Below are 8,445 nucleotides of genomic sequence, written 5' to 3'. Positions count from 1 at the left end.
TCGACGTCTCGTTGTGAGGCCAGGCGACGACGTCGGCCGACGGGTCCGAGGTGGGCGCAGGGGCCCGGCCGGCGTCGGCCGCGACGACGATCGAGTCGGCGAGGAACGGTGCGTCGTTCGTCCCCTGGGCGAACTTCGCCCCGAACTCGCCGAAGGCGAGATGCTGCGCGCGCTCGCGGACGAGGCCGAACGTCGCGGCGTCCCAGAAGGCCGTCGTGCCGCCGTTGCCGAGCGCGATCTCATAGCCCGCGGGCGCGCCGAGCAGCTCGCTCAATCCGGCGCGCACGCGGCCGACGAGCTGCTTGACCGGCTCCTGGCGATGCGATGTGCCCATCAGGCCCGCGGACGGGCCCGCGAGGTGCTCGAGCTGCTGCGAGCGAATCTTCGATGGCCCGCATCCGAAGCGTCCGTCGGTCGGACGCAGGTCTTGGGGGATCTTGAGTAGCAACCGGGTCCGCGGGCCTACTCGTGGAAGTCGGTGTCGATCCAGTCCATCATCCCGCGCAGCTGTTTGCCGGTCGTCTCGACCTGCGTCGCGGCCTGCTCGGCGCGCATGCGCTTGAAGTTCTCCTGGCCGGCGCGGTTCTCGGCGATCCACTCGCGGGCGAAGTCGCCGGACTGGATCTCCTCGAGGATCTTGCGCATGCTCGCCCGCGTGTCGTCGGTGATGACGCGCTTGCCGCGCGAGTAGTCGCCGTACTCGGCCGTGTTGGAGATCGAGTAGCGCATCCCCGCCAGCCCCTTCTCGTACATGAGGTCGACGATGAGCTTGAGCTCGTGCAAACATTCGAAATAGGCCATCTGCGGGTCGTAGCCGGCATCGACGAGCGTCTCGAATCCGGCCTGGACGAGCTCGGACGCGCCACCGCAGAGGACGGCCTGCTCGCCGAAGAGGTCGGTCTCGGTCTCCTCCTTGAACGTCGTCTCGAGGATGCCGGCCCGGCCCGCGCCGATGCCGACGGCATACGCAAGCGCGAGATCGCGCGCCCGGCCCGACGCGTCCTGCTGGATCGCGATCAGGGCCGGGGTGCCGTAGCCCTCCGTGAAGAGGCGCCGCACGACGTGGCCCGGCCCCTTCGGGGCGACCATGATCACATCGTGCTCGGCATCGGGTGCGATGCGCTCGTAGAGAACGTTGAACCCATGGGCGAAGAGGACAGCTGCTCCCGGGGCGAGGTTCGGCTCGACGTGGTCGGAGTAGACCTGCGGCTGCACCTGGTCCGGCAGGAGCATCGCGACGAGCTGCGCGCCCGAGACCGCGTCAGCAATGGTGCGTACTGTCAGCCCGGTTGCCTCTGCCTCGCCCCACGAAGCAGAGCCCTCGCGGAGGCCGACCTCGACCTCGACGCCGGAATCGCGGAGGTTGAGCGCATGGGCGTGACCCTGGCTCCCGTAGCCGATGACTGCGACCTTGCCGTTGAGAAGGCCGAGGTCACCGTCGCGGAGAATCGTTGCCATGTCTTTGGTGTCCCTTCGTTGATGTCGAATGGTGCAGGGGTGAATCAGTTGATCGCCGAAAGGCGGGGCGCCTTGCGGGCGGATGCACGGGCGATGCCGACACGACCCGTTCGGACGAGCTCCTTGATCCCGTACGGACGCGCGAGCTCCTGGAAGGCCTCGAGCTCCTCGGGCGTCCCGGTCAGCTCGAACGTGACCGTGTCGGGGCCGAGATCGACGACGCGGGCCTTGAAGGCTTCGGCGGTCGAGACCAGCTCTGCGCGTCGTTCGGGGGCCGCGCCGACCCTGAGGAGCAGCAACTCTCGCTCGACGGCCTCGTCCGGCGCAAGTTCGGTGACCCGGAGCACGTTGACGAGCTTGTGGATCTGCTTCTCGATCTGCTCGAGCGAGTGGTGTTCGGCATCGACGCGAAGCGTGATGCACGAGACGCCAGGGCGCTCGGTCGGGCCGACGGCGAGGGAGTCGATGTTGAAGCCACGGCGGGCGAACATCGTCGCGATGCGTGCGAGCGCGCCCGGCTTGTCTTCGAGGAGAACGGAGATCGTGTGCTTCACGAGGCCGCCTCCACTGGATCCGCGTACTCGACCATGTCGATTGCAGCAGCGCCGGCGGGGATCATCGGGAAGCACTGCTCGGTCGGGTCGACGCGGCAGTCGATCACGACCGTCCGGTTCAGTGCGAGGGCTTCACGCAGCGCGGGCTCGAGCTCGGCCTCCGACTCGACGAGCATCCCCACTCCGCCGTACGCCTCGGCGAGCTTGACGTAGTCCGGCACATCGACCCCGAGCCCGACGTGCGAGCGTCGGCCATCGAAGAACATGTCCTGCCATTGTGTGACCATGCCGAGATAGCCGTTGTTGACGAGGACGACAATGATCGGCAGGTCGTCGATCACCGCCGTTGTGAGCTCCTGGGCGGTCATCTGGAAGCAGCCGTCACCGTCGACGCAGACGACGGTTGCTTCGGGCCGTGCGGCCTTCGCGCCGATTGCGGCGGGGATCCCGTACCCCATCGTCCCGAGCCCGCCCGACGTGATGAAGTTGCGAGGCTTCTCTGTGAGGATGTATTGCATCGCCCACATCTGGTGTTGGCCGACGCCGGTCGTGACGATCACGTCGTCGCCGGCCGTCAGGTCCTGGAGCACTTCGATCACCTTCTGCGGCTTGAGCCATTCACCGCTCGTGCCGTAGCGCAGCGGGAACTCGTCCCGCAGGTTCTCGATCCGACGCACCCAGGCGGACGGCCCGGGCACGCCCGCCGTGCGGTGCTTGCCGACGGCGATCCCGAGCTCGTGGAGCGCCTTCTTGAGCGGCCCGACGACAGGGATGTCCGCGTCGCGCAGCTTCGAGATCTCGGCGGGGTCGATATCGAGGTGGATCACAGTGGCCCCGGGGGCGAACGCAGTGAGCTTCCCGGTGACGCGGTCGTCGAAACGCGCGCCGATTGCGACGAGGACATCGCACGTGTTCATGGCGATGTTCGCCCACTTCGTGCCGTGCATCCCGGGCCAGCCGAAGAACAGCGGATGGGTCTCGGGGAAGGCCCCCTTGCCCATCAGAGTCGTCACCACGGGCAGTTCGCCGACCTCCGCCAACGCGCGCAGCTCGTCGCAGGCGTCGCCGTTGATCGTGCCACCGCCGACATAGAGCACAGGTTTCTCGGCCTTCGCGATCCGCTCGGCGGCTTCGCGGATCTGGAGTGGGTGCACCTTGCGCGGCGGTCGCCAGCCGGGCAGATCGACGGTCTCGGGGTAGACGAAGTCGATCTCCGCCTCCTGGATGTCGCGCGGCACGTCGACGAGCACGGGGCCGCAGCGACCGGTGCTGGCAACGTGGAACGCAGCCTTCATCACGGTGGGAATGTCCTTCACGTCCTGGACGAGCCAGGAGTGCTTGACGATCGGCATCGTGATCCCGGTGATGTCGCACTCCTGAAAGGCATCGGTGCCGATCAGCGTGGAGCGCACCTGGCCGGTAATGCAGACGAGCGGCGTCGAGTCCATCCACGCGTCGGCGATCGGCGTGACGAGGTTCGTGGCGCCGGGGCCGGATGTGGCGATCGCGACGCCGACCTTGCCGGAGGCCCGGGCATAGCCCTGCGCCATGTGCCCCGCGCCCTGCTCGTGGCGGGCGAGGACGTGGCGCACGGTGGTGCCGCGCGCCATCGCGTCGTAGGTCGGCATGATCGCTCCGCCGGGGATTCCGAACATCACCTCGACGCCCTCTGCCTCGAGGGAGCGCAGGATCGCGTCTGCTCCGTTCATTTTCATGTCCTGTCCTTCGGTCTCACGGTGCCTCGTCCCTTCTCCGGCCGCCTGGTCGGCGAACGGTGCTGATTCCGTCGCCGTCTGCACTGATCGGGGCCTGTGCGTGAGCGACGTCTCCCTAGCGGGGGAGAATCGTGATGAGCTCGATGCCTACGCCGCGCGATACGGCGATACCGTGAATGGCGGATCGCGGATCCCTGTCGAACGCGGGTACGGAGAGGCAGAGCATCTGCCCTGAAGCATGCCTGGACCCGCGAGGAGCCGCAAATCGGAGGCGTGCACCCGTCCGCAGGAGCTTGGGCTTCGTGCACTCGAGCCTGATCTTCCTCGTCGCGATCGCCACTTCTGCGGTGCGGTCTTTCGGACACCAATTCCGCATAGTTGTACGAATCCGTGCATACTATGCAGGATGAAGACCGTCAGCATCGTCGGTACGGCCGGGTACACCGGGCAGGAGACGCTCGACCGGGTCCTCGGGCACCCGGGGCTCGAGCTCGCCGCCGTCGGTTCTGATTCGCTCGCGGGACAGCCTGCAAGCGCCCTCGACCCGAGGCTCGAAGGCACTACAATGCCCGACTTCGTCCCGAACGCCGACGCGCTTGCGTACGAGACGGACGTGACGATCCTCTGTCTCTCCCACGGCGCCTCGGCGACGATCGAGGAGATTCCGGCCGGTGTCGTCGTCGACCTCTCGGGTGCGCACAGGCTGCGGGACGCGACGGGCTACTCGGCCTGGTACGGCTTCGAGCATCCACACCCCGAGCGGCTCGGCGACTGGGTCTACGGGCTGCCCGAGCTCGTCATCGAGGCCGGCCGTCTGATCGCGAACCCCGGGTGCTACGCGACCGCCACGCTCCTCGCTCTGGCGCCGATCGCAGGCGCGATCGACCGCGACTCGGTGGTCGTCGACGGGCTCTCGGGCATGACGGGTGCCGGCCGGACGCCGAAGGACGCCTCGCACGCCGGGTTCGTGCTCGAGAACGTCAGCCCCTACCGCGTCGGTTCGCATCAGCACGTGCCTGAGATAGCGCAGCTGCTCGGCTTCCCCGTCTCCTTCACCCCGCACCTTCTGCCCGTCCGTCGCGGCCTCCTCGCTACGTGCAACGTCCGGTCGACCGGCGCCGACCTCCGCTCGTTGCTCATCGAGGCGTACGCGGGAAGCGATGTCGTTTCCGTGCTCCCCGAAGGCGTCGCTCCCGAGTTGGCGCGCGTTCGCGGCACCGACCGGGCCGAGATCGGCGTCTTCCCGGATCGGTTCACTGACCGCACCATCGTGATCTGCGCCGAGGACAACCTCGGCAAGGGAGCTGCAGGGCAGGCGATCCAGAACGTCAACCGGGCGCTCGGCTTCGAGGATGACACCGGGCTGCGGCTCCACGGAGTACTGGTCTAGGCCATATGTCGGTGACCTCTGCTCAGGGCTTTGTTGCGAGTGGCGTCTCGGCGGGCATCAGGCCATCCGGAAAGCCGGACGTCGCCGTCGTGCGCTCCGTTTCGGCGGCCGTGGGCGCGGCCCTGTGGACGAAGAACCGCGTCCAGGCGGCCCCGGTGACGGTCTCGAAGCGCCATCTCGCTGCCGCGCAACCCCAGGCAGTTCTGATCAACGCCGGAGTTGCAAACGCTGCAACAGGCCCCCAGGGCGAGGCGGACGCCGTCACGTCGGCAGAGGCGCTTGCAGCGACACTCGGGCTCGCAACCGAAGAGATCATCGTCCTCTCGACCGGTGTCATCGGCGTACGCCTCCCGGTCGACAAGGTGCTCGCAGGTTCCCGCGCCGCCGCCGACTCCCTCTCCCCCGAGGGCGGCGGCGCGGCTGCGAGTGCGATCCTGACGACCGATTCGGGCCCGAAGGTTGCAGCCGTCACGACCGGTGGATTCACCGTTGGTGGCATGGCGAAGGGAGCGGGGATGATTCATCCCCGGCTCGCGACGATGCTCGTCGTACTCACCACCGACTATCCGCTCGCCGCCGGCGAGCCCGAGGTCTTCCTGCGTCCGGCGGTCGAGGCGACGTTCAACCGGATCTCGGTCGACGGCGACTGCTCCACGAACGACGCCGTGATCCTTCTTGCGAACGGTGCGAGCGGTGCGCGGCGCGACGACGAGATGTTCGCAGTTGCGCTTCACGAGGTGTGTGCGGATCTCTCGCGCCAGGTCGTCGCCGACGGCGAAGGGGCGACGGTGGTGCTCGAGATCGGCGTCACCGGAGCGGCGACCGAGCCCGAGGCAGAGGCGATTGCTCGCAGGATCGCCACTTCTCCTCTCGTCAAGACCGCCGCGTTCGGGCACGACCCCAACTGGGGGCGCGTGCTCGCTGCGGCAGGCTCGGCGCCGTACGGGGACGAGTTCGCCCGGCTCGACACCGCATCGCTGACGGTCTCGTTCAACGGGACGGCCGTGTTCGTGAACGATGCTCCGACCGACGCGGAGCCCGACGTCTCGGGCGCGGTCTGCCGGATCGATCTCGACCTCGGCCTTGGCGCCGGTGCGGCCGGGTATCTCGCCTCCGATCTCACCTACGACTACGTGCGCATCAACGCGGAGTACACGACGTGAGCAGGGTCGTCCTCAAGCTCGGCGGGCGGGTCGCAGCCGTGGCGGCCGCGGAGGCGTTCGCCCTGCGTGCGGCCGGGTACGACGTGGTCATCGTCCACGGCGCAGGTCCGCAGATCACGGCGGAGATGGAGCGGAGGGGCATCGCACCGTCGTTCGTCGATGGCCGCCGCGTGACGACCGCAGAGGTGCTCGGCGTCGTTCGGGCGTCGCTCGCCGAGGTGAATCACGAGGTCTGCGCGGCGATCGGGCCGGACGCGATCTCGCTCATCGGTGACGAGATCGGTCTGCAGGCGGAGCAGGTCGCAGCGCTCGGCCTCGTCGGCCATCCGGTTCCCACGTCGCCTACTGCGATCGTGAACGCGCTGGCCGCGGGGCAGATACCGGTCGTTGCACCCCTCGCGGAGGGGCCGCTCAACGTCAACGCGGACGAGGCGGCCGCCGCGCTCGCCGTCGGCCTCGGCGCAGAGCGGATCGTCTTCGTCAGCGACGTTCCCGGCGTGCTCCTGGACGGCGTAGTGCTGGGCCGGATCGACGTCGAAACGGCCGCTCGAATGCTCGGAGACGGGACGTTCGAGGGCGGGATCGTGCCGAAGCTCGAGGCAGCGGTGCTCGCGACGCGCGGCGGAGTGCATGCCGTGATCGGCGCTACCGAGGTGGTCGCATGACGTCGCTCGTCCATGCCCGCAGCTCGGTTCTCCCGACGTACGCGCGGGCCGACATCACGGTCGTCCGCGGCGACGGTTGCACCGTCTGGGATGATGCCGGCCGCTCCTACCTCGACTTCGTCGCAGGGATCGCCGTTGTCGGGCTCGGCCATTGTGCTCCGGGCCCTCTCGCAGCCGCGAAGGCCCAGCTCGACGAGCTCTGGCACGCCTCGAATCTGTACTGGACCGAGCCGATGCTCCGGCTCGCATCGCTCCTCGAGGAGCGGTTCGAAGGCGGCGGCGCCTTCTTCTGCAACTCGGGCGCCGAGGCGAACGAGGCGGCGCTCAAGATCGCACGAAAGGCGACGGGGCGAACCCGGATCGTCGCCCTCGAGGGTGGTTTCCACGGGCGCACGCTCGGAGCGCTCTCTGCCACCGGTCAGCCCGGCAAGTGGGAGGGCTTCGGCCCGCTCGTACCCGGCGTCTCGTTCGCCCGGCCGAACGACGTCGAATCGCTCGAGGCGGCGCTTGCCCCCGCGCGCGAGACAGCATTGATCCTGCTCGAGCCCGTCCTCGGCGAAGGCGGCGTGATCCCGCTCGAGCCCGGATTCGCGCAGGCGGCAGCCGAGCTTGCGCACGAGGTCGGCGCGCTCCTCTGCGTCGACGAGGTTCAGGCCGGGATGGGTCGGACGGGTACGTTCTTCGCCTACGAGCAACTCGGAATTCGCCCCGACCTCGTCACTCTGGCCAAGGGCCTTGCGAACGGACTGCCCATGGGGGCGCTGCTTGCGGGGGAGCGTGCAGCAGCGGGATTCGTGCCCGGCGACCACGGCTCGACGTTCGGCGGTAACCCTGTCGTTGCCGCTGCAGCCTGCGCCGTCGTCGAGGCGATCGACGCCGAGCTGCTCCAGAACGTCCGCGATCGCGGCGTCGAGCTCGAAGCCGGACTTTCGGCTCTCCCCGCCGTGCGCTCGGTCCGAGGCCGTGGCCTCCTGATCGGGGCCGAGCTCGATCGACCCGTCGGCCCCGTCGTCGACGCATGCAGGGAGCAGGGCCTGCTCGTTCTCTCGGCCGGACCGGACGTGCTCCGGCTGACTCCACCGCTCATCGTCGACGCGGCTCAGGTCGCCGAGGCGCTCACGATCCTGGAAGGAGTGCTCGCGCCATGAATCGACGCGAACGGCAAGCAGCGATCCTCCGCCTCGTCCAGGACAGAGCCCTCTCGACGCAGGCCGAGCTCGTCCAGTCGCTTCAGGACGAAGGTCACGATGTCGTCCAGACGACCGTTTCCCGCGATGTCGCCGAGCTAGGGCTCGTCAAGGTGCGTGCCCCGAGCGGCCGCCTCATCTATGCCCCGCCCGGCACGGGCGACGCCGATCGGCTCCGCGCGATCGGCGCCGCGATGCGTAGGTACGCCATCGGCGTCCAGGCTGCCAACAGCGGGCTCGTCGTCGTGACAACGCCCTCCGGCTACGCGAGTGCGCTCGCGCAGGCGATCGACGAGGGGAGCCATCCCTCGAT

9 protein-coding genes and 1 pseudogene are annotated in these 8,445 nt (G+C 68.6%); 6 read left to right on the top strand and 4 right to left on the bottom strand.

The window, feature by feature from the left end:
• From ABIR74_RS10940 to ilvB, 4 genes and pseudogenes are all read right to left on the bottom strand, one after another.
• Positions 1-334 (bottom strand): annotated as a pseudogene (locus ABIR74_RS10940) (phosphoserine transaminase); the annotation flags it as partial.
• A gap of 128 nt (positions 335-462) precedes the next feature.
• Complete coding sequence (gene ilvC / locus ABIR74_RS10935) at positions 463-1,458, bottom strand: ketol-acid reductoisomerase (RefSeq protein WP_348177998.1); 996 nt, start codon at positions 1,456-1,458, stop codon at positions 463-465.
• A 44-nt stretch (positions 1,459-1,502) separates the two neighbouring features.
• On the bottom strand, positions 1,503-2,012 hold the full coding sequence (gene ilvN, locus ABIR74_RS10930) for an acetolactate synthase small subunit (protein ID WP_348177997.1): 510 nt from the start codon (positions 2,010-2,012) through the stop codon (positions 1,503-1,505).
• A complete protein-coding gene (gene ilvB / locus ABIR74_RS10925; RefSeq protein ID WP_348177996.1) occupies positions 2,009-3,727 on the bottom strand; it encodes a biosynthetic-type acetolactate synthase large subunit in 1,719 nt (572 codons plus the stop codon). Before ilvB ends, ilvN begins: the two co-directional genes overlap by 4 nt.
• Positions 3,728-3,827: 100 nt before the next feature.
• Between ilvB and ABIR74_RS10920 the strand changes: the two genes are divergently transcribed.
• From ABIR74_RS10920 to ABIR74_RS10895, 6 genes are all read left to right on the top strand, one after another.
• A complete protein-coding gene (locus tag ABIR74_RS10920; protein ID WP_348177995.1) occupies positions 3,828-3,962 on the top strand; it encodes a hypothetical protein in 135 nt (44 codons plus the stop codon).
• A 171-nt stretch (positions 3,963-4,133) separates the two neighbouring features.
• Entirely contained in the window at positions 4,134-5,117 is a 984-nt protein-coding gene (gene argC / locus ABIR74_RS10915; protein ID WP_348177994.1) for an N-acetyl-gamma-glutamyl-phosphate reductase, read from the top strand.
• A 5-nt stretch (positions 5,118-5,122) separates the two neighbouring features.
• On the top strand, positions 5,123-6,280 hold the full coding sequence (gene argJ / locus ABIR74_RS10910; RefSeq protein WP_348177993.1) for a bifunctional glutamate N-acetyltransferase/amino-acid acetyltransferase ArgJ: 1,158 nt from the start codon (positions 5,123-5,125) through the stop codon (positions 6,278-6,280).
• Positions 6,277-6,945: an acetylglutamate kinase gene (gene argB, locus ABIR74_RS10905; protein ID WP_348177992.1), complete on the top strand. Its 669-nt coding sequence runs from the start codon at positions 6,277-6,279 to the stop codon at positions 6,943-6,945. The genes argJ and argB overlap by 4 nt, the downstream gene beginning before the upstream one ends.
• Complete coding sequence (locus ABIR74_RS10900) at positions 6,942-8,093, top strand: acetylornithine/succinylornithine family transaminase (protein ID WP_348177990.1); 1,152 nt, start codon at positions 6,942-6,944, stop codon at positions 8,091-8,093. Before argB ends, ABIR74_RS10900 begins: the two co-directional genes overlap by 4 nt.
• A partial coding sequence (locus ABIR74_RS10895) for an arginine repressor (protein ID WP_348177988.1) occupies positions 8,090-8,445 on the top strand: 356 nt, incomplete at its 3' end. The genes ABIR74_RS10900 and ABIR74_RS10895, both read left to right, overlap by 4 nt.

Origin of the sequence: Gaiella sp. (genome assembly GCF_039915195.1) — a bacterium.
In the GTDB taxonomy this organism is placed as follows: Bacteria; Actinomycetota; Thermoleophilia; order Gaiellales; family Gaiellaceae; genus Gaiella.
The sequence above is the reverse complement of the archived record's forward strand: the minus strand, read 5'-3'. Positions and strand labels throughout refer to the sequence as shown.

What these genes read in the sequence shown, in the direction of transcription:
- ilvC (WP_348177998.1), bottom strand. Translation starts at nt 1,458, where the DNA reads ATGGCAACGATTCTCCGCGACGGTGACCTCGGCCTTCTCAACGGCAAG.
- ilvB (WP_348177996.1), bottom strand. Translation starts at nt 3,727, where the DNA reads ATGAAAATGAACGGAGCAGACGCGATCCTGCGCTCCCTCGAGGCAGAG.
- argC (WP_348177994.1), top strand. Translation starts at nt 4,134, where the DNA reads ATGAAGACCGTCAGCATCGTCGGTACGGCCGGGTACACCGGGCAGGAG.
- argJ (WP_348177993.1), top strand. Translation starts at nt 5,123, where the DNA reads ATGTCGGTGACCTCTGCTCAGGGCTTTGTTGCGAGTGGCGTCTCGGCG.
- ABIR74_RS10900 (WP_348177990.1), top strand. Translation starts at nt 6,942, where the DNA reads ATGACGTCGCTCGTCCATGCCCGCAGCTCGGTTCTCCCGACGTACGCG.